General features: G+C 31.3%; 1 pseudogene. It reads right to left on the reverse strand.

The annotated features are described in order from the left end of the window. A pseudogene (locus tag OO775_RS11305) lies at window positions 1-545 on the reverse strand (hypothetical protein); the annotation flags it as partial. Between the last annotated feature and the right edge of the window lie 68 nt (window positions 546-613).

Here is a 613-nt window from a genome sequence, read left to right on the forward strand (position 1 = left end):
CTACCATCAAAAGCATAGATTTCGGGTACGCCGTAATTGTAACCACTCTCACTCATTACGGGTTTTATATAGATATTTCTATTATTCCGAACTCTTAAATAATATTTTTCTTCTTTGGGCAGGTTTATGGTAATATTTTTTTTGTTGTATTTTACTTCCCAGTAAAGATCAATGTTAGAGCCAAAAAAACCATGTTCTATATATTCTTTCCATTGTGGTTTTAAATAAACTTTAAGGATAGCTCTCCCATTTTCTACAATACACTCTTTAGGCTTTTCTATTTTATCATCAGGGTTTAGATAATCAACCCATATAAATGAGTCATAATCATAGAGTTGCAAGCTTAGTTTCTCGCCATTTTGTATAGAAGCTCCCATCATCTCTATATGAAAATACACAGTATCTTCTAAAGAAGCTTCTGTAATAACAATTTTTCCTTCTTTATCAGCACTCCACCATCCTTTTATTAAAACACCTTTTTCTTGTGTAAAAGGTATTGTAGGATTTCTTTTAATTTCCTGCCATTTTCCATATTCTACTGCCATAATCTATTATTTTTTAATCCAAACGACTTCATTATTTTCCCAGAGCACCTTTATAGTATCTCCTTCTT

The organism is Capnocytophaga catalasegens (assembly GCF_026005215.1).
In the GTDB taxonomy this organism is placed as follows: Bacteria; Bacteroidota; Bacteroidia; order Flavobacteriales; family Flavobacteriaceae; genus Capnocytophaga; species Capnocytophaga catalasegens.